This is a genomic window from Paracoccus sp. SM22M-07 (genome assembly GCF_001887735.1).
Taxonomy (GTDB): Bacteria; Pseudomonadota; Alphaproteobacteria; order Rhodobacterales; family Rhodobacteraceae; genus Paracoccus.
The window spans coordinates 109,822-132,029 of record NZ_JPKW01000010.1 but is presented as its reverse complement, the minus strand read 5'-3'; the positions used below and the strand labels follow the sequence as shown (position 1 = coordinate 132,029).

Here is a 22,208-nt window from a genome sequence, read left to right as displayed (position 1 = left end):
CCGCTGGCCCGGCCCCCGTCTTGGGGGCCGGGCCTTCCATGACGACCCACGCGGTTTACCGGCAGGACAGACAGCCATGAAGGCCAAGACGACCCCCCCCGAACTGGATCCCGACGTTCTGGCCGCAGCCAAGACCACGGTCTCTGACGACGATATCGACGATTCCCTTTATGATTCAGGCCTGCCCGGACCCCTGGGTCCCATCGACGCCGCCATCGCCCGGCTGGAGGCGATCCTTCTGGCGCTTGGCGTCCTGCTGATGGCGCTGAACACGGTCGCCAATGTGGTCGGCCGCTATGTCTTCGGACAATCGCTCTATTTTTCAGAAGAGGTGAACCAGGCGCTGATCGTGCTGATCACCTTTGCAGGCATCTCCTATGCCGCGCGGCATGGCCGTCACATCCGCATGTCGGCCTTTTTCGACGCGCTGCCGCACAAGGGCCGCCGGTTCGGCATGGCGGTGATCGCGGGGCTGACCGGTGCGCTGATGCTGCTATTGGCCTGGTACGCGCTGTCCTACGTCATCACCCAGGCCGAGCGGGGCAGGGTGCTGCCCGCGCTGCAGATCCCCAATTGGTGGATCCTGGTCTGGGCCCCCTTGGGGTTTTTCCTGACCGGCATCCAATACCTGATGACGGCGCTGAAGAACGTCACCGATGACGGCGTCTGGCTGTCCACAAGCACGCGCGACGGATATTCCGACGCCTCCTCCGACGCTCTGGACGAAAAGGCGCAGGATCAATGACCGCTGCAATTCTGGGGACGATGGTCGTCCTGCTTCTGCTGGGCTTTCCGATGATGGTGCCGCTGATCATCGGATCGATGGTCGGCTTCGTTGGCCTGTTCGGCGGGCTTGGCCAGCTGGAGACGCTGGTCCAGCAGGTCATCGCGGGCATCCAGCCCGCCAGCCTGATCGCCGTGCCGATGTTCATCTTTGCCGCCGACCTGATGACGCGCGGGCAATCGGCCGAACGGCTGATCGACCTGGTCATGGCCTTTCTGGGCCACGTCAAGGGCGGGCTGGCCATTTCGACCGCGGGCGCCTGCACCATGTTCGGCGCGGTGTCGGGTTCGACCCAGGCCACGGTGGTCGCCGTCGGCGGCCCGCTGCGCCCGCGCCTGCTGAAGGCGGGCTACAGCGACAGCTTTTCGCTGGCGCTGATCATCAACGCTTCCGACATCGCCTTCCTGATCCCGCCGTCGATCGGGATGATCATCTATGGCGTGGTGTCGGGGACGTCGATTTCGGAACTGTTCATCGCGGGCATCGGGCCGGGGCTGCTGATCCTGGTGCTGTTTTCGATCTATGCCTATATCTACGCCGTCCGCCACGACGTCCCGACCGAGGAACCCGCCAGCTGGTCGGAACGCCTGCGCGCCATGCGCCGCGCGCTGTGGCCCCTGGGCTTTCCGGTCATCATCATCGGCGGCATCTATGGCGGCATCTTTTCCCCCACCGAGGCCGCTGCCGCCTGCGTCCTTTATGCCCTGGTGCTGGAGCTGGTCGTCTTTCGCGAACTGAGCATGAAGCAGCTTTACGCCACCGCCAAATCCACGGGGCTGATCACGGCGGTGGTCTTCATCCTGGTCGGCGCGGGCACGGCCTTCAGCTATGTCATCAGCTTCGCGCAGATCCCCCAGGCGATCCTGGGCGGCATCGGCATCGACGGAATGGGGCCTTACGGGGTGCTGTTCACGATCTCGATCGCCTTCTTCGTCGGCTGCATGTTCGTCGATCCCATCGTGGTCATCCTGATCCTGGTGCCGATCTTTTCGCCGGTGGTGCAATCGGTGGGGCTGGACCCGGTCCTGGTCGGCACGATCATCACCCTGCAGGTCGCCATCGGCAGCGCGACACCACCCTTCGGATGCGACATCTTCACGGCCATCGCCGTCTTCAAGCGCCCCTATCTGGAGGTCATCCGCGGCACCCCGCCCTTCATCGCGATCCTGCTGGCCGTGGCCGTCGCGCTGATCTTCTTCCCGCAGATCGCGCTGTTCCTGCGTGACCTTGCCTTTGCCCCCGGAGGTGCATGATGGTGCTGCAACGCTTCGGCCTGGTGGCGCTTGCCACAGACATGACGATCGAGGGCGACGCCGCGCGCCTGATGCCGTGGGGCACCCAGCTGCATGTGACCCGCATCGCCTTCGACAACCCCACGACCGAGGAGAACCTGCGCAACACCGGCCCGCGCCTGCGGGCGGCGGCGGATCTGCTGGTGCCGGGGGTGGACCTTGCGGCGATCGGCTTTGGCTGCACCTCGGCCTCGGCGGTTCTGGGACCGGCCATCGGTGAACTGGTGGGAAACCGCGCGCCCCTGGTGACGCCGACCTCGGCGGCGCTGCGCGGCTTTGCGGCGCTTGGCATCACGCGCCTGGCGCTGATGACCCCCTATCTGGCTGCGACAACGGACCTGGTCGGCGATTACTTCCAACAAAACGGCATCGACGTGGTGCGGCGCAGTTCGATGAACTATGCCGATGACCGCGACATGGCGGTGCTGGATGCCGACACCATCGTCCAGATGGCCGTGAACAGCGACCACCCCGACGCGCAGGCGCTGTTTATGTCCTGCACGGCGCTGCCCGCCATCGGGTTGATCGAACGGATCGAATGCGCCCTGGGCAAGCCGGTCATCACCTCGAACCAGGCGCTGTTCTGGGCGATGCTGGACCAGGCGCAGATCCCTGCGGCGGGGCCCGGCGCGCTGTTCCGCCGCCGGACGTGGTGACACGGGACATGGTGACGCTGGACGATATCATGGCCGCCCGCGACCGCATCCGCGACGATGTGCGGGTCACGCCGGTCCAGGCGTCACCCTCGCTGTCGCAGATCGCGGGCGGGCCGGTCTGGCTGAAATGCGAATACCGCCAGGCGACGGGCGCCTTCAAGCTGCGCGGGGCGACGAATGCGGTTGCGCGCGTCGGTAAGGTCGCGGGGGTCACGACGGCCTCGACCGGGAACCACGGGCGCGCGCTGGCCCATGCGGCACGGGCGCGGGGCATCCCCGCCGTCATCTGCATGTCGCGCCTTGTGCCGCAGAACAAGCTGGACGCCATCACAGAACTGGGTGCCGAAGCCCGCATCACCGGCGAGAGCCAGGACGAGGCCTTTCTGGAGGCGATCCGCCTGCAGCGCGACGAAGGCTTTGCCCTGATCCCGCCTTTCGACCATCCCGACGTCATCGCGGGGCAGGGCACGCTGGGGCTGGAGATCCTGGACCAGGTTCCTGACGCCGCCACCATCGCCATTCCCCTGTCGGGGGGCGGCCTGCTGGCCGGGGTCGCGGCGGCGGCCAAGGCGCTGCGTCCCGATATCCGCATCATTGGCATCAGCATGCAGCGCGGCGCCGCCATGGCCGCCAGCCTGGATGCCGGCCACCCGGTCGAGATCCGGGAACTGGCCACCCTGGCCGACAGCCTGGGTGGCGGCATCGGGCTGAAGAATCGTCTGACCTTTCCGATGGTCCGCGACCTGATGGACGACCTGATCCTGCTCTCCGAAGATCAGATCGCCGATGGCCTGCGCCACCTGGCCCAGGACGGCCACCGGGTCGAAGGCGCCGCCGCCGTCTGTGCGGGCGCGGTCCTGTCGGGGCGTCTGCGGGCCGATGACGGGCCGCTGGTCCTGATCCTGTCGGGCGAGAACATCGACCCCGCCCGCCACGCCGCCATCCTGCAGGAGGTGTCATGACCGAGATCCTGGTCCTGTCCGAAACGCAGCTGCGCCAGCGCATCGACCTGGACGCGGCCGTCATCGACATCGTCGAAGACGCCTTTCGCGGTCTGGCGGGCGGTCATGTCGTCATGCCCCCGGTCCTGTCCATGCACCTGCCAGACGTGAACGGAGAGGTCGACATCAAGACCGCCTATGTGCCGGGGCTGGCGGGGTTCGCGGTCAAGATATCGCCCGGCTTCTTCGACAACCCGGCGCGCGGGCTGCCGTCCACCAGCGGCATGATGGCGGTGCTGGACGCCCAGACGGGCCGCGTGCGGGCGGTGCTGCTGGATAATGGTTACCTGACCGATATCCGCACGGCGGCGGCGGGCGGCGTGGCCGCGCGTCACCTGGCGCGGGCCGATGCCAGCCGCGCCGCGATCTTTGGCGCGGGGCTGCAGGCGCGGCTGCAGCTGCGCGCGCTGCGGCTGGTGCGCCCGATCACGGATGCGGTGATCTGGGCGCGCGACCTGTCCCGCGCGCAGGCGCTGGCCGCCGAACTGGACGGCCCTGACCTGCGCGTGCGCGCCACCGCCGACCCCGCCGAGGCCGCAGCTCTGGCCGATATCGTCGTCACCACCACCCCCGCGACGCAGCCGATCTTTCGCGCCGAATGGCTGCGGCCGGGGATGCATGTGACCGCCATGGGCAGCGATCAGCCCGGCAAGACCGAACTGGACCCGCTTTGCCTGAAGCGCGCCGATCTTTATGTCGCCGACCGCGCCAGCCAGACCCGCCTGATGGGCGAGCTGCGCGCCGCGCTGGCGGCCCAGACCTTTGACGCCGATGCGCCCGTCCCCGAACTGGGACAGGTCATCGCCCAAACCCATCCCGGTCGCACCAGCCCCGACCAGATCACCATCTGCGATCTGACCGGCACCGGTGCGCAGGATACCGCGATTGCCACCCACGCGCTTGCCGCGTTTTCGAAAGACACGTGAATGCCAGAACTGCAAAGGACACCGGAACGCTTCTCGACCGCGGAATACGAGGAACGTTTGCGCAAGACCCGTGCCAGCATGGAAAAGCTGGGCCTGGACATGCTGATCGTCAGCGATCCGTCGAACATGGCGTGGCTGACCGGCTATGACGGCTGGTCCTTTTATGTCCACCAATGCGTGATCGTGGGTCCGACCGGATCGCCGATCTGGTTCGGGCGCGGCCAGGATGCCCAAGGCGCGCTGCGCACTGTCTGGATGAGTGACGATCACATCATCGGCTATCCCGACCATTACGTGCAGTCGGTCGACCGCCACCCGATGGATTACCTTTGGGCGACGCTGGCCGACAAGGGCTGGCATACCGGTTTCATCGGCGTCGAGATGGACAATTACTGGTACACCGCCAAGGCCCATCAGCGCCTGTGCGCGGGTCTGCCCGACGCGCAGATCCTGGATGCCACGGGTCTGGTCAACTGGCAGCGCGCGATCAAGACGCCCAAGGAGCTGGCCTATATGCGCAAGGCCGCGCGGATCGTGGAACGCATGCATCGCCGCATCGCCGACCGGATCGAGGTGGGCATGCGCAAATGCGACCTGGTGGCGGAAATCTATGACGCGGGGCTGCGCTATGACGAATGGTCTCAGCATGGCGGCGATTACCCGGCCATCGTGCCGCTGCTGCCATCGGGCCCCGATGCGGCTGCGCCCCACCTGACCTGGGACGACCAGCCGATGAAGCGGGACGAAGGCACCTTCTTCGAGATCGCGGGCTGTTATCAGCGATACCATGTGCCGCTGTCGCGCACGATCTTCCTGGGCACCCCGCCCCAAGAAATGCTGGACGCCGAGAAGGCTGTGCTGGAGGGGATGGATGCGGGCCTTGCCGCCGCCACCGCCGGCAACACCTGCGAGGATATCGCTAATGCCTTCTTCACGGTCCTGGACCGCTATGGCATCGTCAAGGACAACCGCACCGGATACCCGATCGGGTTGTCCTATCCGCCCGACTGGGGCGAACGCACCATGTCGCTGCGCCGCGGTGACCAGACCGAGCTGAAGCCCGGCATGACCTTCCACTTCATGACCGGCCTGTGGATGGACAATTGGGGATACGAGACGACCGAGTCCATCGTCATCACCGAACGGGAACCCGAACTGTTCTGCAACATCCCGCGCCGGATGCTGGTCAAGACATGACCCATCCCATCGTTCCGACCATCGCGCTGGACGGCATGGGCAAAAGCCACGGCTTTCTGCGCCTGCCCTACAGCCGCAACGACAGCGCATGGGGCAGCGTGATGATCCCCATCACCGTCATCGCCAATGGCGAGGGGCCCACGGCCCTGTTGACCGGGGGCAATCACGGCGACGAATACGAAGGCCCCATCGCCCTGCAGCAGCTGGCATGGGACCTGGACCCCGCCGACATCACGGGGCGCGTCATCATCGCGCCCTATATGAACTATCCGGCATTCCGGGCGGGCACGCGGGTCAGCCCCATCGACCAGGTCAACATGAACCGCGCCTTTCCCGGCGACCGAAAGGGCAGCGTCAGCCAGAAGATCGCCAGTTATTTCAACGATGTGCTGGTGCCCATGGCGGATGTCGTGCTGGATTACCATTCGGGCGGCAAGACGCTGGACTTTCTGCCCTATGCGGCGGCGCATGTGCTGGAAGACAAGGATCAGCAGGCCGCCTGCGTGGCGGGCGTTCAGGCCTTCGGTGCGCCCTATTCGATGATGATGCTGGAGATCGACGCGGTCGGCATGTTCGACACGGCGGTCGAAAGCCAGGGCAAGACCTTCGTGACGACCGAGCTGGGCGGCGGCGGTACGGCCACCGCCCGCAGCGCGCGGATCGCCATCGACGGCGCACGCAACCTGCTGCGCCACGCGGGCATCTTGGCGGGCGAGGTTCCCCAGGTGGACAGCGTCTGGCTGGACATGCCGGGGGATGACTGCTTCCACTTTGCCACCCGTGACGGGCTGATGCAGCCCTTGGCGGATCTGGGCGATGCGGTCACGGCGGGTCAGCCCATCGCGCAGATCTGGCCACCCGATCGCACCGGGGTCGAACCCCAGACCATCACCGCCAACCGCGACGGCATCATCGCAGCGCGGCATTTTCCGGGGTTGATCCAGACCGGCGATTGCGCGGCGGTGATCGCGGTGGAGGGGGCCTAGCGCCCCCTTTTGCCAAACAGCCGCGACACGATGGGCGCCAGCAGGATCACGATCAGGATCCGCAGGATGTGGTGGCTGACCACATAGGCCAGATCGGCGCCTGCGATGATGGCGATGATGACCATCTCGGCCTGGCCGCCGGGCAGGAAGGCCAGGAAGGCGTCCAGCGCGGGGGCAAGATGCATCAGGTGGATGCTTTCCAGAAAGATCAGGCTGATGATCGCCAGGATCAGCGCATAGACCAGCCCCGCCGTCACATCGACGCGCAGTTCGCGCGCGGTGATGCCCGCGTATTTCGCCCCGACCGCGATGCCGATGAAGAATTGCGCGGCCTGGATGATCTCGGCGGGGGGGCGGCTCTGGATGATGCCCGACAGCGACAGGACGGCGGTCAGGATCATCGGCCCCAGGATCGATGCGCCGAACAGACCCAGGCGTTCGCCGCCCTTCCATCCGACCAACCCCGCCACGACCATCAGCCCGATCTGCCACCAGGGCAGGGACGAGATCGGCGCGCCGGGGGGCTGGGACAGGTCCACCTGCCAGTAAAGCGTCATGATCAGCGGCGCGACGGTCACGATTACCAGAATGCGCGTCGCATGGATCAGCGACAGGGCGCGGATGTCGCCACCCGCTTCCTCGCCAAAGACCAGCATGTCCTGCAACCCGCCGGGCATGGCCGCATACCAGGCGGTCGGATGGTCAAAGCCGAAGACGAAGCGCAACAGCGGATAACCGACCAGCGCGATCACCCCGATGAAGATCGGCACCATCGCCAGCGACCCGGCGATCGCGGGCAGCCCGCCCAGCACCTGCGGGGTGATGGATGCGCCCACCGCGACCCCCAGAAAGGTCCGCATGAAGATGCCGAACTGTCCCGCGCCCTGCATGCGGGCGCCCGACAGCGCCACGATCAGGCAGCCCAGCATCGGCCCCAGCAGCCAGGGCAGCGGCAGGCCCAGCAGCAGAAACAGCGCGGCCCCCGCAAGGCCCGCGCCGAAGGTCAGGATCCGTGGTCTAGTCAAGGGTCAGCTCTTCCAGCAGGGCGGCATATTGGGCGCCGTGCATATCGCGGTCATGGACCGATCCCTGCACGACCGGGCGCGGCAGGCTGAACTTGATGACCCGCAGATCGGGGATGTCGAAGCGTTTCAGCCCGTCGACCGGCACGCCGTAAAGCGCCGCGACATCGGCGGTTTGCAGCTGCGCCGTCAGGCGGTCGAAGACATCGGCGCGGTCGCAGAAGATGTCGATGGTCACCCAGAAGGGGCCGGCATTCTTGGACCGGACTTTCAGGACAAGATCGCCAAGGGTCATGGGGTCACTTTCGTCGTGGTCAGGCGGAAGGCCGACATCGGGTCCTCCAGCGCCATCACGTGGTTCAGCGCGAATTCGTAAAGCGCGCCGCGATCGGTGGTGGCGGGGGAGAAGGGGAAGGCGAAGGTCGGCAGTTCCTCGTCGTCGGTCAGCGGGTAATGCAGGACGAAGGGGTTGATCAGCTTGCCGATCTCCGCCGCCTGCGCCTGATCGCGCGCGGTGACGATGCCCAGGACGCCCACCTCGACCGGGTTGCCCCGGCGGTTTTCCAGGGCGCCAAGGGTCGCGTCGACGCCCATCAGGCGGAACTGGATGTCATAGTCGGCCTGCGACAGATCCATGCGGTGGGCGATTTCCTTATGCAGGAAGCCCGTCAGCCGGTCCACCCAGGCTTGGGCGTTTTCGACGTAATGGGCGTCGCGCAGGACCGCCAGGATGGTCGTCTGGTATCCCGCGACGCGCGCGCCTTCCAGTTTCACGGTATAGGGCGCGGGGACCCATTTCGACCCCTCGACCCGGACGCGGCGGGCGTCCAGCGCGGTATAGCGCGCGCCGGTCACGTCCAGATATCCACCCGGTTCATGAAGGCAGAACGGGTCCGAGTTTTCGTAAAGCATATGCGCCGACACGGAATGGGGCGTGCAGAACGCCCCTTCGGCCAGCGGCTGGACGGTAAAGCCCGTATCGTCGAAATCGACCATGATCACGCCCGAGGTCGGGTTCGTGGAACACAGCGCCCCGCATTCCGCGATCTTGGCACCGTGCCAGGCCGGACCGGCGGCATCGCCGCGCGCCAGGGGCAGGGCGGCGATGGTCGCGGTGTCTGTGGTGCGCCCGGCGATGACGATATCGGCCCCAAGCGCCAGCGCCGCCTGGATCTGTTCGACGCCGGCCAGGGCCACGATGTTGGTCAGCCCGTCCAGCGCGAAATCGGGGGCGGGGGTCAGGGGGGTGACGCGGCCCGCCGCATGGGCCGCGGCCACGCGGTCGGCGGGCTGGTCGGAATAAAGCCGCACCACGGTCGGCGACTGGCCCAGTTCGGTGGCCAGTTCGGCGGTGATGTCGAACATCCAGTCCACCGTCGCATCCGTCCCGCAGGTGCCCGCGGTGCCGATGACCAGCGGAACGCCCAGTTCGGCGCGCGCCTGCATCAGGCTGCGCCATTCGGATTTCGTGGCGGCGCGGGAATATTTCGACTGGCCCGCGCCAAGGCTGAAGGGCCCACTGTCGGTGGACCCTCCGTCGATGCAGATGATGTCGGGGGCCATCGCGACACCCCGGGCAAGGGCTTCACGGTCGAAGCCCAGGCCCAGGACGCCCGAGGGCACCAGCACGCGTGTGGTCATGTCAGTCCTCGTTCAGGGTCGGATCGGTTTCGGGCATGGCCGGCTTCTTCAGCAGGCGGCGCAGGAAGATCGGCGCCACGAAACCAAGAACCGCCGCCGTCCACAAGCCGATAGCGATCGGAGAGCTGAACAGGTATTGCCAGTCGCCGTTCGACAGGACCATGGCGCGGCGCAGGTTGTCCTCCATCGCGTTGCCCAGAAGGATGCCCAGGATGACCGGAACGGTCGGCATGCCCAGCTTGCGCATGACATAGCCCAGGACCCCGAAGGCCACCATCATCAGCATGTCGAAGGACGACCCGGTCAGCGAATAGATCCCTACGAAGGCGATCATCGTCACGCCCGGCAACAGCACCCATGCGGGCACCGACAGGATGCGCACGAAGACCTTGACCATCGGCACGTTCATGATCAGCAGCACGACGTTGGCGATCAGCAGCGACGCGATCAGCGACCAGACGATTTCGGGGCGTTCGGCGAACAGCAGCGGACCGGGCGTGATGTTCAGCGTCAGCAGCAGCGCCAGCAGCACGGCCGTGGTGCCCGAACCCGGCACGCCAAGCGTCAGCATCGGGACCAGCGCACCGCCGGCGGCGGCGTTGTTGCCGGCCTCGGGGGCGGCGACGCCCTTGGGGTTGCCGCGGCCGAAGCTGGCCTTGTCCTTGGCCACGGATTTTTCCGCCATATAGGCCAGGAAGGACCCCAGCGATGCCCCGGCACCCGGCAGGACGCCCGCGACAAAGCCGATGCCCGTGCCGCGCAGCATCGCACCCGATGTCTGGCGCAGCATCCGCCAAGGCACCAGGATCTTGCCCAGCTTGACGCCGATGGCGCTGTCGCGGCCATGGCTTTCGATGAAGTGGAAGATCTCGGCCACGGCGAACAGGCCGACGATTGCCACCAGGAAATCGACGCCGTCCATCAGGTGCAGTTCACCGAAGGTGAAGCGCGGCATGCCGGTCGTCTTGTCCATGCCGATCATGGCGATGCCCAGGCCGATGGCCGCCGACATGGCCGCCTTGGCCTGGTTCGACGATCCGATGCCGCCAAGCGTGCAGAAGGCCAGCATGTACAGCGCGAAATATTCCGCCGGGCCGAACTGATAGGCGACGCGCGCCAGATAGGGCGCAAAGATCATCAGGCCGATCGTCGCCAGCAACGCACCCACGAAGGATGCGACGCCCGACACGACCAGCGCCTCGGCGGCCTTGCCTTGGCGCGCCATGGGATAGCCGTCCAGCGTGGTCATCATGGCCGGTTCGTCGCCGGGGATGTTCAGCAGGATCGAACTGATCCGCCCGCCATACATGGCCCCGTAATAGACCGAGGTCAGCAGCACCAGCGCCGACACCGCGTCCAGCCCCATGGAGAACGAGATCGGGATCAGCAGCGCCACGCCGTTCGACGGCCCAAGGCCCGGCAGCGCGCCGATGATGGTGCCGACGAAACAGCCGATGACGGCCAGCATCAGCGTATAGGGGGTCAGGGCGATGGACATTCCCATCGCCAGATTTGCAAGAGTATCCATGATTTCAGAACCCCATTCCGGCCGGCAGGGCCTTCAGGCCCAGTCCCAGCAACACGCGGAACAACAAGAACAATCCGATCGACAGGCCCAGCCCCGCCAGCACCGAACGCCGCGGGTTGCCGCCGATCTGCCAGCTGAGCACGCCCGCCGCGATGGCGGTCGGGATCAGAAAGCCCAGGGGCGTGATCGCATAGGCATAGCCCGCCAGGACCGCCAGCGCCAAGGCCAGCTGGCCGATCATCGGACCCGCGGGCCATTCCTCGTCGGGGTCGGGGCGCAGGACCATCACCAGGGCCGAGATCATCACCACGCCCCCGACCAGATAGGGAAACAGGCGCGGACCGACCGGATCGGACATGAAGCTGGTCTGGATGCCGCGGGCGTTGAGGATATACCCCAACGCCACGACCATCATGAACGCTCCGAAGATGCGGTCACCCTTGATCATTGCAGAATCCCGATCTCTTTCGACACGTCCTGGATCTCGGCGATGTTCTCATCGATGAAGGTTTCGAAATCGGCGCCCAGGATCGTATAGGGGGCCAGGCCGTTTTCGGTCATCACCGTCTGCCACTGTTCGGATTCGGCGACCTTGCCCAGCATGTCGACCCATTTCTGGTAATCTTCGTCGCTGATGTCCTTGGGGACATAGATGCCGCGCCAGTTCATGGCGACGATGTCGACGCCCTGTTCCTTGGCGGTGGGGACGTCCTCGAAGCCCTCGACGCGTTCTTCCGACAGGACGGCCACGGGGCGCACGTCGCCCGACTTGATGAAGCCGGTGATTTCCGACATGTCTCCGGTCATCGCCTGCGCAAAGCCGCCCACCGTCTGGGTGATGGCATCCGCGCCGCCGTCCAGGCCGATATATTTGATCGCCTTGGCATCGTCGAACCCGGCCTTGTCCAGCGTCATCAGCACCTTGAGGTGATCAAAGCCGCCCACGGCCGATCCGCCCGCGAAGGCCACCTTCGAGGGGTCTTCCTTCACCGCGTCGATCAGGTCGGTCAGGTTCTGATAGGGGCTGTCCTTGGCCACGACGATCACGCCGGGATCGCCACCGATCGAACCGACCCACCGCACTTGGTCCGCGGTCGCGCCGGCAAAGGCGTTCTGCGCCAGGCGCGTCGTGGTGGCCGAGGATGCCGCCACGAAGACCGCGGGGTCGTCGCTGCGCTTGCTGACGACCTGGGTGAAGGCCACGCCGCCGCCGGCGCCGGCCAGGTTCGTGACCTGCACCATGTTCGGCACCAGTCCCAGTTCGGTCATGATCCGGCCGATCTGGCGGCAGGTGAAGTCCCAGCCACCGCCGGGGTTGGCGGGGGCGATGCATTCCTCGGCCATGGCCGGGGCTGCGACGGTCATCAGCAATGCGGCGGTTGCCGCACGGGTCCAATTTTTCATGCTGTCCTCCCAGACTGGCCCGCCTGCTTTGGGGCGGGCTTGCGGGGCACAGGTTTTGCTGAAAAGCTGACACGAACCTGTCACCATCTGCCCGAAAGTTGTGCCAATGCGTTTTCTTCTGGTCGAAGACAGCGAGGAACTTGCCGATGCCGTCGCCTCGCGCCTGCGGCTGGAGGGGCATGGCGTGGATCATGCGGCGACGCTTTCGGATGCCGGACATTTTCTGGGAACCGCGCCTTATGACATGATCTTGCTGGACATATCGCTGCCCGATGGTGACGGGCGCGATTTCCTGGTGCGCGAAAGGGCGGCGCGGCGGGACACGCCGGTGATCATGATGACGGCCTCGGCCTCGGTCAGCGACCGGGTGATGACGCTGGATCAGGGTGCCGACGATTACATCACCAAGCCCTTCGATTTCGCAGAATTGCAGGCGCGCTGCCGGGCGGTGCTGCGCCGTCGCGACGGCGCGATCGACAGTCGCCGCCATTTCGCGGGCTTCGTCTTCGACCAGCTGGCCGCGACCCTGACCATCGGGGACGAGGTCCGAGAGCTGCGCGCCCGCGAACTGCGCCTGCTGGAGATCCTGCTGTCGCGCCCCGGCCAGGCCTATTCCAAGGCGCATCTGATCGACCGGCTGTTTTCATTCGACGAAGAGGTCAGCGACAACGCGATCGAGGTCTATGTGGGACGGTTGCGCAAGAAGCTGGACGGATCGGGCGCGCGGCTGGAAACGCTGCGCGGCGTCGGCTATCGCCTGATCCCGGAATGATGCGCGGGTTGCTGGACCCGACCCGGATCGTGTCGCTGCGGCGGCGGCTGGTCTGGCAGTTCCTGCTGTTGTCGGCGGTGCTGGTGCTGGGACTGTTCCTGGTTGTGGGCTGGGTGGCCGACCGCGCGTCGCGCGCGTCGCAGGATGCGGTGCTGGGCGCAGCCGTCACCGCCATCACCGAAGGCATCCGCAGCGTCGACGAGGGGCTGGAGCTGGACCTGCCCTATGCGACCTTTTCCATGCTGGGGGCGATGGGGGATGAACGCATCTTCTATCTGCTGACGGTCGCGGGGCAGGGCGTCACCGGATACGAGGATCTGCCCCCACCACCCAGTCCCCCCACCGACATGACCCCGGTCTTCTATGGCGCCGATTATCGCGGGGCGCGGCTGCGGCTGGCCTCGGTGGGTCGGATGATGCTGATCCAGAACCGCCTGCAGCCGGTGACCGTCACCCTGGGCCAGACGCGGCTGGGGCAGGCGGCCATCGCGCGGGACACGGCGCGCAGCGCGGCCTGGGCCGCCTTGGGCTTCATGCTGCTGGCGCTGCCCGTGGCGCTGTTGGCGGCGCAGGCGGTGCTGCAGCCGATCCGCACGCTGGCAGATGTGATGGGGCGGCGCGGCCCGCGCGATCTGCGCCCCGTGCGCCACGCCACCCCGCGCGAGCTGACGCCGCTGTTGCGGGCGCTGAACGGGCTGATCGCGCGCCTGCGCGCCGCGCTGGAACTGGCCGAGACCTTCATCTTCGAGGCCGCCCACCGCATCCGCACGCCTTTGTCGCTGGTCCGCGCCGAGGCCGAGCTGGCGCTGGCCGAAACCAGCGACGAGGCGACGCGCATCCGCCTGCGCCGCATGGTCCGCGCCATCGGCGAAAGCAGCCGGTCGGCGAACCAGATCCTGGACCATGCCATGGTGATGTACCGCACCGACCAATATGCCGCCGCCCGGGTCGATCTGGCGGCGCTGGCCCATGACGGTCTGCGCGCCATCGGTCCCATCGCCGAGATGCGCGACATCCGCGTCACCCATGACATCGCCCCCTGCCTGATCGACGGCGACGAACGGATGCTGGAAATCGCCTTGCGCAATCTGCTGGACAACGCCATCAAATATGCCGCCCCCGAGGGTCATGTCGATCTGACCCTGACCTGTGCGCAAGGGCAGGCCTGCCTGATCGTCAGCGATGACGGGCGCGGCCTGTCCGACGACCCCGCTCAGCTGATCGGGCGGTTCCGGCGGGGCGGCAACGTGGGGGATACCGGCGGATCGGGCCTGGGGCTGACCATCGTGACCGAGGTCGCCCATGCCCATCGCGGGCGATTTCAGCTGAAGCCCGGTCAAAGGGGGGGAACATGCGCCTTGCTGCATTTGCCATCGGCCTGATCGGGCTGGCGCTGTCCGTTCCGGGCCAAGCCGCCGCGTGGCAGCCCGAGGCCGAACGCATCTTCGGGTCGCCCGACGCCCCCGCCATCCAGGTCCTGTCGGTGACCGACCTGGCGGCCTTTTCGCCCGTGCTGCAGGATTACGTAAACCGTCATCCGGACCGCAGCATCCGTTATGTGCAGGCGTCCTCGACGCAGGTCTATACCGCCATTCATGACGAAGGCGCCCAGTTCGACCTGGTCATCTCCTCGGCGATGGATCTGCAGATGAAGCTGGCCAATGACGGGCTGGCGGCGTCGGTTCCGCTGTCGGTGGCGGGGCTGCCCGATTGGGCGCGCTGGCGCGATCAGCTGTGGGGCATCGCGTTGGAGCCGGTGGTGACGTTGGCCTCGCGGCAGGCCCTGGGGGATCTGCCGGTGCCGAAGACGCGGCGCGACCTGATCGCGCTGCTGCGCGAGAACCCCGACCGCTTCCGCGGCAAGGTCGCGGCCTATGACCCGCTGGTCTCGGGGGTGGGCTATTTCCTGATCGCGCAGGACGACCAGGTCTCCGACGGGTTCTGGCGCCTGGCCGAGGTGATGGGCCGCCTGAACGCGCGGCTGTTCTGCTGTTCGGGCCAGATGATCACCGAATTGCGCGAAGGGCGCATCGCCATCGCCTATAACGTGGTGGCCAGCTATGCGGCGCGGTTCCGGCCCGACGACCCCGACCTGGTGCAGCTGGCCTTCGAGGATTACACCTTCGCCATTATCCGATCCGCCCTTGTGCCGGTGAACGCCCCCGATCCCGAAGGGGCGCGGGACCTGCTGGGCTATCTGCTGTCGGACCCGGCGCAGCGGCTGATCGCGGACAGCGCGGGCGTGGCGCTGATGGCGGGAACGGGGCCCGCGCCGGTGCCGCAGCTGCGCCCGATCCGGCTGGATGCGGGGCTTTTGGTCTATGACGACCGGCTGCGGCGGGCGGGGCTGCTGTCGGAATGGCGGGCGGCGTTGATCCAGCCCTAGGTGGCGGCGTCGATCAGCCGCGCCAGGCCCTGCGGGTCGGACAGGAAGGCCGAATGGCCCCAGGGGCGGTGATGGACGTGATCGACGCCCGCGCGGTCGATCATGGCCCGTTGCAGCGCGGGCGGGATCGCACGGTCGCGGTCGCAGATGACATAATGGCGGGGGATCTGCCGCCGCACCGCCAGCCGGTCGCGCATCGGCCCGACAGGCTGCGGGCGCAGAGCCACGACAGGCGCATCGGCGCAATCGTGATACATCATCCGCCGCGCGTCATCCGGGGGCAGGATCAGCCGCCCCGCATCGTCGCGCGGCCAGTGGCGCGGCGGTGCAGGCAGCAGGCGGTCCAGCGTCGCCAGGCTGTCCCCCGCCAACGGCAGATAGGAACACAGATGCATCAGCAGGCGGGCGGGGGTGGTCATCGCCTCGGCCACAATGCCGCCCATGGAATGGCCGACGACCAGGGGGCGGTCCATGGCGGGCAGGGCCGCGGCGCAATCGGCCAGGGTGGTGTCCGGGGCATCGGGCAGGTCGGGACAGGCGACGCGATGCCCCATCGTGCGCAGCGCCGCCGCCGTCGCGTTCCAGCACCAGCCGCCATGCCATGCCCCGTGGATCAGAAGGATATCCGCCATGACGGCAAGCCTTGCCCGCCGCGCCCTGCGCATGCAAGGGCTTGACCGGGGGGCGGGGCCGGCCCTGAATGGGCGCGCTTTGGGGGGATGCCATGATCGACAAGCTGGAGATGTTCCTGGCGGTGGCCAAGGAATGCCATTTCGGACGGGCGGCGCAATCCCTGGGGATCACGCAGCCGACGCTGTCGGCGGGGATCAAGCAGCTGGAGGAACAGCTGGGCGTGCTGCTGATCTTTCGCGGATCGCGCTATGGCGGGCTGACGCCCGAGGGTCAGGCCGCGCTGGTCTGGGCGCGCCGCATCGTGGGTGACACCCGCCAGCTGCGCGACGAGATGCGCGCCACCCGCCACGGGCTGTCGGGCCAGCTGCGCATCGCCGTGGTGCCGACCGCGCTGACCTGGGCCGCGCGGATCGCGGCGCGGTTCGGGGATGCCCATCCCAAGGTGGGCTTTACCATCCTGTCGCGCGCCTCGACCGAGATCCTGAAGATGATCGACGACCTGCAGGTGGATGCGGGCATCAGCTATCTGGACAATGAACCCTTGGGCAAGGTCAGCGCCGTGCCGCTCTACGAGGAACGCTATGTCCTGATCGCCCCGGCGGGGCATCCGCTGGCGCAGGCGGGGGTCGTGGCCTGGTCGGCGCTGGACGGGCATCGCCTGTGCCTGCTGACGCCCGACATGCAGAACCGTCGCATCATCAACCGCCGCCTGGCGGATGCGGGCGTGACGCCGATGGCGACGGTCGAATCCAATTCGACCGTGGTGCTGGTGTCGCAGGTGCTGGCGGGGGGCTGGTTGACGATCCTGCCGCAGGATCTGGCCAGCTTTCTGACCGAAGGCAAGCCGCTGTCGCTGGTCCGGCTGGAAGGGCCCGCCACCGGCCATGCCGTGGGCCTGATCGCACCGTGGCGCGAACCCCACACCCCCGTGCTGGAGGCGCTGCTGACCGAAGCGCGGCGAATGGGTAGCGATAGATGATTTCTATCGATTGACGGATCAGCGATATTGATTTGCCATGGATCAGGGTGTCTGGTGACGGTCCAGACCCTTGAAAGGCCAGCCATGCTTGACCAGGCGCCAGCCCCCGACGATATCCGCGACCTTGTATCCCCCCTGCTGACGCTGGAGGGACCGTTGCTGCCGATGCTGCATGCGATCCAGGCCGAATGGGGCCATGTGCCGCAGGCGGCGGTGCCGGTTCTGGCCGATCTGCTGAACCTTGGCGCGGCCGAGGTGCATGGGGTCATCAGCTTCTATCACGATTTCCGCGACCATCCCGCCGGACGCCACATTCTGAAGATCTGCCGGGCCGAGGCTTGCCAGTCGGTCGGCGGCGAGGCGATGGCGCAGCGGATGCTGGACCGTCTGGGCGTCGACTGGCATGGCACGACCCGCGATGGCGGCGTCACGGTCGAGCCGGTCTATTGCCTGGGCATGTGCGCCTGCGGGCCTGCCGTGATGCTGGATGGACGCGTGATCGGGCGCATCGACGATGCACGCCTGGACCGTCTGATGACGCAGGTGGGCGCATGAGGATCTGGGTTCCCATGGACAGCGCCGCCAAGGCGTTGGGTGCAGACGAGGTCGCCGATGCCATCGCCGCGCAGGTCGGCCCCGATGTGCGCATCATCCGCAACGGCTCGCGCGGCATGGTCTGGCTGGAGCCGCTGGTCGAGATCGACCGCGGCGACGGGCGCGTGGCCTATGGTCCCGTGACGCCCGACGATGTCGCGGCGCTGCTGGACGGGACGCTGGAAAGCCTGGGCCGGGTCGAGGATATTCCCTTCTTCGCCCGCCAGACGCGGCTGACCTTTGCGCGCTGCGGGGTGATCGACCCGCTGGATCTGGACGATTACGCGGCCCATGGCGGTCTGGTGGGCCTGCGCCGCGCCATCGGCATGGACAGCGCCGCCATCGTGGCCGAGGTCACCGCCAGCGGGCTGCGCGGGCGTGGCGGGGCGGGCTTTCCGACGGGCATCAAGTGGAAGACCGTGGCCGAGGCGGTCGCGGACCAGAAATACATCGTCTGCAATGCCGATGAAGGCGACAGCGGCACCTTTGCCGACCGGATGATCATGGAGGGCGACCCCTTCACCCTGATCGAAGGCATGGCCATCGCGGGACTGGGGGTCGGGGCCACGCGCGGCTATGTCTATCTGCGCAGCGAATATCCGGACGCGATCCGTGTGATGGAGGCCGCGGTCCGGATCGCCCGTCAGCGCGGCATGCTGGGCGCGGATGTGTTGGGGTCGGGGCGGTCCTTCGACATGGAAATCCGCACCGGCGCCGGCGCCTATGTCTGCGGCGAGGAGACCAGCCTGCTGAACAGCCTAGAGGGCAAGCGCGGCACGGTGCGGGCAAAACCTCCGCTGCCGGCGCTGGAGGGGTTTCTGGGCAAGCCCACGGTCGTGAACAACGTGATCAGCCTGGCCACCGTGCCGGTGATCCTTGAGAAGGGCGCCCAGCATTACGCCGATTTCGGCTTGGGTCGGTCGCGTGGCACGGTGACATTGCAGATCGCCGGAAATGTCGCGCGGGGCGGGTTGTTCGAGACCGCCTTCGGCATGTCCCTGGGCGAGGTCGTGAACAAGATCGGCGGCGGCACGCGGTCGGGACGGCCTGTCAAAGCCGTGCAGGTGGGCGGACCCTTGGGTGCCTATATGCCTGTGTCGAAATTCGACACGCCGATGGGGTACGAGGATTTCGACGCCGCGGGCGGGCTGATCGGGCATGCCGGGCTGGTCGTCTTTGACGACACGGCCGACATGCTGCGGATGGCGCGTTTCGCCATGGAGTTCTGCGCCGTCGAATCCTGCGGGAAATGCACGCCCTGTCGGATCGGCGCGGTGCGGGGCGTGGAAACCATCGACCGCATCGCCGCGGGTGACGCAGGCGCCGCCGACCTGTTGACCGATCTGTGCGAGACGATGAAGGACGGGTCGCTGTGCGCCTTGGGCGGCTTTACGCCCTATCCGGTCATGTCCGCGCTGACGCAATTTCCAGACGATTTCGCCACCCGGAGGGAGGCCGCCGAATGAAAGACTTCATCATCCCCCAATTCGCCCCCGGCGACGAACGCGACATGGGCACGCCCGCGCGCCACGGCCCGCCGGTCACCCTGACCATCGACGGGGCGCAGGTGACGGTCCCCGAGGGCACGTCGGTGATGCGCGCGGCCATGATGGTCGAGGTGCAGATCCCCAAGCTGTGCGCCAGCGACAACATGGAAGCCTTCGGGTCCTGCCGCCTGTGCGTGGTCGAGATCGAGGGTCGGCGCGGCACGCCCGCCAGCTGCACCACGCCGGTGACCGAAGGAATGGTCGTCCACACCCAGTCCGAAAAGGTTCGTCGCATCCGGCGCGGGGTGATGGAGCTGTATGTCAGCGACCACCCGCTGGATTGTCTGACCTGCGCGGCCAATGGCGACTGCGAATTGCAGGACGCGGCGGGGCAGGTGGGGCTGCGCGACGTGCGCTATACCCCCGGCCAGAACCATTTCGACGCCTCGGGCACGGGGGCGCGCAGCCAGGCCGAGGCGCGGGCGCGCGGCGGGCAGGACAACCCGCTGTTCATCCCCAAGGACGACAGCAACCCCTATTTCACCTATGATCCCAGCAAATGCATCGTCTGTTCGCGCTGCGTGCGGGCCTGCGACGAGGTGCAGGGGACCTTCGCGCTGACCATCGAAGGGCGGGGTTTCGACAGCCGCGTCAGCGCCGGGACCGCGGCGGACAGTTTCCTGACCAGCGATTGCGTCAGCTGTGGCGCCTGCGTGCAGGCCTGCCCGACGGCGACGTTGCAGGAAAAATCGGTGGCGGCGCTGGGAACGCCCACGCGCTCGGTCATCACCACCTGCGCCTATTGCGGCGTCGGTTGCAGCTTCAAGGCCGAGATGAACGGCGACACGCTGGTCCGCATGACGCCGTGGAAGAACGGCAAGGCGAACCGCGGCCACAGCTGCGTCAAGGGGCGCTTTGCCTATGGCTATGCCGCCCATAAGGACCGCATCCTGTCGCCGATGATCCGCGACAGCATCGACGAACCCTGGCGCGAGGTCGCCTGGGACGAGGCGCTGGCCTTTGCCGCGGGTCGCATGCGCGGCATCCAGCAACGCCACGGACGGCGGTCGGTCGGGGTCATCACCTCGAGCCGCTGCACGAACGAGGAGACCTATCTGGTCCAGAAGCTGACCCGCGCGGTCTTTGGCAACAACAATACCGATACCTGCGCGCGGGTGTGTCATTCCCCCACGGGATACGGGCTGGGCAAGACCTTCGGCACGTCGGCCGGGACGCAGGATTTCGATTCTGTCGAACACACGGACGTGGTGCTGATCATCGGCGCGAACCCCACCGACGGGCATCCGGTCTTTGCCAGCCGCCTGAAGAAGCGCCTGCGCCAGGGGGCCAAGCTGATCGTCGTCGATCCGCGCCGCACCGACATCGTGCGCAGCCCCCATGTCGAGGCCGCCTATCACCTGCCGCTGCGTCCCGGCACCAATGTCGCCGTGATCAGCGCCATGGCCCATGTGATCGTGACCGAAGGGCTGATGGACGAGGCCTATATCCGCGACCGCTGCGACTGGGACGAGTTCCAGCATTATGCCGAATTCATCACCGACCCCCGCCACGCCCCCGAGGCGACCGAGGCGCTGACCGGCGTTCCGGCCGCAGACCTTCGCGCCGCCGCACGGCTCTTTGCGACGGGCGGCAATGGCGCGATCTATTACGGGCTGGGCGTGACGGAACACAGCCAGGGGTCGACCACGGTCATGTCCATCGCCAACCTGGCGATGCTGACCGGCAATATCGGTCGGCCCGGCGTGGGCGTGAACCCGCTGCGCGGTCAGAACAATGTGCAGGGCGCCTGCGACATGGGGTCCTTCCCGCACGAGCTGCCGGGATATCGCCACGTCAAGCTGCCCGATGTGCGCGCGATCTTCGAGCAGGCCTGGGGGGTCGCGATCGACCCCGAGCCCGGCCTGCGCATCCCCAACATGCTGGATGCCGCGGTCGAGGGGACGTTCAAGGGGCTTTACTGTCAGGGTGAGGACATCCTGCAGTCGGACCCGGACACCCATCACGTCGCGGCAGGTCTCAAAGCGATGGAATGCGTGATCGTCCACGACCTGTTCCTGAACGAGACGGCAAATTATGCCCATGTCTTCCTGCCGGGATCGTCGTTTCTGGAAAAGGATGGCACCTTCACCAATGCCGAACGCCGCATCAACCGCGTGCGCCGCGTCATGGCCCCCCGCAACGGGTATGAGGATTGGCAGATCACCCAGATGCTGGCCAATGCCCTGACCGAGGGAACGGAGGGCGCCAAATGGCATTACACCCATCCCAGCCAGATCATGGACGAGATCGCCGCGACCACGCCCAGCTTTGCCGGCGTCAGCTATGAGCGGCTGGAGGAGCTGGGGTCGGTGCAATGGCCCTGCAACGAGGCGCATCCCGAAGGGACGCCCCTGATGCATGTCGACGGCTTCATGTCGGGCAAGGGGCATTTCATCATCACCGAATACGTGGCCACCGACGAACGCACCGGGCCGCGTTTCCCGCTGCTGCTGACCACCGGGCGCATCCTGTCGCAATACAATGTCGGCGCCCAGACCCGGCGGACCGAGAACAGCATCTGGCACGATCAGGACGTCCTGGAGATCCATCCCCATGACGCCGAACTTCGCGGCATCAATGACGGCGACTGGGTGCGGCTGGCCAGCCGGGCGGGGGAGACCACGCTGATGGTCACGCTGACCGACCGGGTGGCGCCGGGGGTGGTCTACACCACCTTCCATCATCCGGCGACGCAGGCTAACGTGGTGACCACCGATTTTTCGGACTGGGCGACCAATTGCCCGGAATACAAGGTCACCGCCGTGCAGGTCAGCGCCTCGAACGGTCCGTCGGACTGGCAGGAGCGTTATGCCGAACAGTCCGAACGGTCACGGCGGATCCTGTCAGCCGCGGAGTAAGC

21 protein-coding genes are annotated in these 22,208 nt (G+C 67.0%); 14 read left to right on the top strand and 7 right to left on the bottom strand.

Translation table 11 applies throughout. The features are described from left to right. The first annotated feature begins 76 nt into the window (after positions 1-76). Genes IE00_RS14470 through doeB form a run of 7 tightly spaced genes read left to right on the top strand, consistent with a single transcriptional unit; the run spans position 77 to position 6,842 of the window. Positions 77-745 (top strand): TRAP transporter small permease, encoded by a 669-nt coding sequence (locus IE00_RS14470; protein ID WP_083554410.1) that lies wholly within the window; start codon positions 77-79, stop codon positions 743-745. Beyond that, a complete protein-coding gene (locus IE00_RS14465) occupies positions 742-2,037 on the top strand; it encodes a TRAP transporter large permease (protein ID WP_072297906.1) in 1,296 nt (431 codons plus the stop codon). Before IE00_RS14470 ends, IE00_RS14465 begins: the two co-directional genes overlap by 4 nt. Then, a complete protein-coding gene (locus IE00_RS14460; protein WP_083554408.1) occupies positions 2,037-2,732 on the top strand; it encodes an aspartate/glutamate racemase family protein in 696 nt (231 codons plus the stop codon). Before IE00_RS14465 ends, IE00_RS14460 begins: the two co-directional genes overlap by 1 nt. Beyond that, complete coding sequence (gene eutB, locus IE00_RS14455) at positions 2,729-3,694, top strand: hydroxyectoine utilization dehydratase EutB (protein WP_240493914.1); 966 nt, start codon at positions 2,729-2,731, stop codon at positions 3,692-3,694. The genes IE00_RS14460 and eutB overlap by 4 nt, the downstream gene beginning before the upstream one ends. Further along, positions 3,691-4,659, top strand: coding sequence for a cyclodeaminase (locus IE00_RS19820; protein ID WP_139291461.1), 969 nt, complete (start codon positions 3,691-3,693; stop codon positions 4,657-4,659). Before eutB ends, IE00_RS19820 begins: the two co-directional genes overlap by 4 nt. Continuing rightward, a complete protein-coding gene (gene doeA, locus IE00_RS19815) occupies positions 4,660-5,856 on the top strand; it encodes an ectoine hydrolase DoeA (protein WP_139291460.1) in 1,197 nt (398 codons plus the stop codon). Further along, positions 5,853-6,842, top strand: coding sequence for a N(2)-acetyl-L-2,4-diaminobutanoate deacetylase DoeB (doeB, locus tag IE00_RS14445; RefSeq protein ID WP_072297903.1), 990 nt, complete (start codon positions 5,853-5,855; stop codon positions 6,840-6,842). The genes doeA and doeB overlap by 4 nt, the downstream gene beginning before the upstream one ends. Here the strand turns inward: doeB and IE00_RS14440 are convergent. From IE00_RS14440 to IE00_RS14415, 6 genes are read right to left on the bottom strand one after another with little or no spacing between them, the layout of a single operon-like run. After that, positions 6,839-7,867 carry an AbrB family transcriptional regulator gene (locus IE00_RS14440; protein ID WP_072297902.1) on the bottom strand — a complete coding sequence of 343 codons (1,029 nt, stop codon included), beginning with the start codon at positions 7,865-7,867 and terminating at the stop codon, positions 6,839-6,841. The two genes, doeB and IE00_RS14440, sit on opposite strands and share 4 nt — an antisense overlap. Next, positions 7,860-8,159, bottom strand: a complete 300-nt coding sequence (locus tag IE00_RS14435; protein ID WP_072297901.1) for a DUF4387 family protein — start codon at positions 8,157-8,159, stop codon at positions 7,860-7,862. The genes IE00_RS14440 and IE00_RS14435 overlap by 8 nt, the downstream gene beginning before the upstream one ends. Continuing rightward, positions 8,156-9,505 carry an acyclic terpene utilization AtuA family protein gene (locus IE00_RS14430; RefSeq protein WP_072297900.1) on the bottom strand — a complete coding sequence of 450 codons (1,350 nt, stop codon included), beginning with the start codon at positions 9,503-9,505 and terminating at the stop codon, positions 8,156-8,158. The genes IE00_RS14435 and IE00_RS14430 overlap by 4 nt, the downstream gene beginning before the upstream one ends. 1 nt (position 9,506) lies before the next feature. Further along, positions 9,507-11,033, bottom strand: coding sequence for a tripartite tricarboxylate transporter permease (locus tag IE00_RS14425; protein WP_072297899.1), 1,527 nt, complete (start codon positions 11,031-11,033; stop codon positions 9,507-9,509). A gap of 4 nt (positions 11,034-11,037) precedes the next feature. Continuing rightward, positions 11,038-11,481: a tripartite tricarboxylate transporter TctB family protein gene (locus IE00_RS14420; protein ID WP_072297898.1), complete on the bottom strand. Its 444-nt coding sequence runs from the start codon at positions 11,479-11,481 to the stop codon at positions 11,038-11,040. Continuing rightward, positions 11,478-12,437, bottom strand: coding sequence for a tripartite tricarboxylate transporter substrate binding protein (locus tag IE00_RS14415; RefSeq protein WP_072297897.1), 960 nt, complete (start codon positions 12,435-12,437; stop codon positions 11,478-11,480). Before IE00_RS14415 ends, IE00_RS14420 begins: the two co-directional genes overlap by 4 nt. Positions 12,438-12,543: 106 nt before the next feature. Here IE00_RS14415 and IE00_RS14410 point away from each other — a divergent pair, with 106 nt between their 5' ends. From IE00_RS14410 to IE00_RS14400, 3 genes are read left to right on the top strand one after another with little or no spacing between them, the layout of a single operon-like run. Further along, positions 12,544-13,209: a response regulator transcription factor gene (locus IE00_RS14410; RefSeq protein ID WP_072297896.1), complete on the top strand. Its 666-nt coding sequence runs from the start codon at positions 12,544-12,546 to the stop codon at positions 13,207-13,209. Then, positions 13,206-14,591 (top strand): sensor histidine kinase, encoded by a 1,386-nt coding sequence (locus IE00_RS14405; RefSeq protein ID WP_083554405.1) that lies wholly within the window; start codon positions 13,206-13,208, stop codon positions 14,589-14,591. Before IE00_RS14410 ends, IE00_RS14405 begins: the two co-directional genes overlap by 4 nt. Then, on the top strand, positions 14,561-15,595 hold the full coding sequence (locus tag IE00_RS14400; protein ID WP_072297895.1) for an ABC transporter substrate-binding protein: 1,035 nt from the start codon (positions 14,561-14,563) through the stop codon (positions 15,593-15,595). The genes IE00_RS14405 and IE00_RS14400 overlap by 31 nt, the downstream gene beginning before the upstream one ends. Here the strand turns inward: IE00_RS14400 and IE00_RS14395 are convergent. Further along, positions 15,592-16,227 (bottom strand): alpha/beta fold hydrolase, encoded by a 636-nt coding sequence (locus IE00_RS14395; protein ID WP_072297894.1) that lies wholly within the window; start codon positions 16,225-16,227, stop codon positions 15,592-15,594. The genes IE00_RS14400 and IE00_RS14395 overlap by 4 nt on opposite strands. Before the next feature lie 92 nt (positions 16,228-16,319). Between IE00_RS14395 and IE00_RS14390 the strand changes: the two genes are divergently transcribed. The 4 genes from IE00_RS14390 (at position 16,320) to fdhF (ending at position 22,206) form a co-directional block, all read left to right on the top strand. Continuing rightward, positions 16,320-17,207, top strand: a complete 888-nt coding sequence (locus IE00_RS14390) for a LysR family transcriptional regulator (RefSeq protein ID WP_072297955.1) — start codon at positions 16,320-16,322, stop codon at positions 17,205-17,207. Positions 17,208-17,291: 84 nt separating this feature from the next. After that, positions 17,292-17,762, top strand: coding sequence for a formate dehydrogenase subunit gamma (locus tag IE00_RS14385; protein WP_072297893.1), 471 nt, complete (start codon positions 17,292-17,294; stop codon positions 17,760-17,762). Continuing rightward, positions 17,759-19,267 carry an NADH-quinone oxidoreductase subunit NuoF gene (locus IE00_RS14380; RefSeq protein ID WP_072297892.1) on the top strand — a complete coding sequence of 503 codons (1,509 nt, stop codon included), beginning with the start codon at positions 17,759-17,761 and terminating at the stop codon, positions 19,265-19,267. The genes IE00_RS14385 and IE00_RS14380 overlap by 4 nt, the downstream gene beginning before the upstream one ends. Further along, positions 19,264-22,206 carry a formate dehydrogenase subunit alpha gene (fdhF, locus tag IE00_RS14375; protein ID WP_072297891.1) on the top strand — a complete coding sequence of 981 codons (2,943 nt, stop codon included), beginning with the start codon at positions 19,264-19,266 and terminating at the stop codon, positions 22,204-22,206. Before IE00_RS14380 ends, fdhF begins: the two co-directional genes overlap by 4 nt. Positions 22,207-22,208 lie beyond the last annotated feature (2 nt).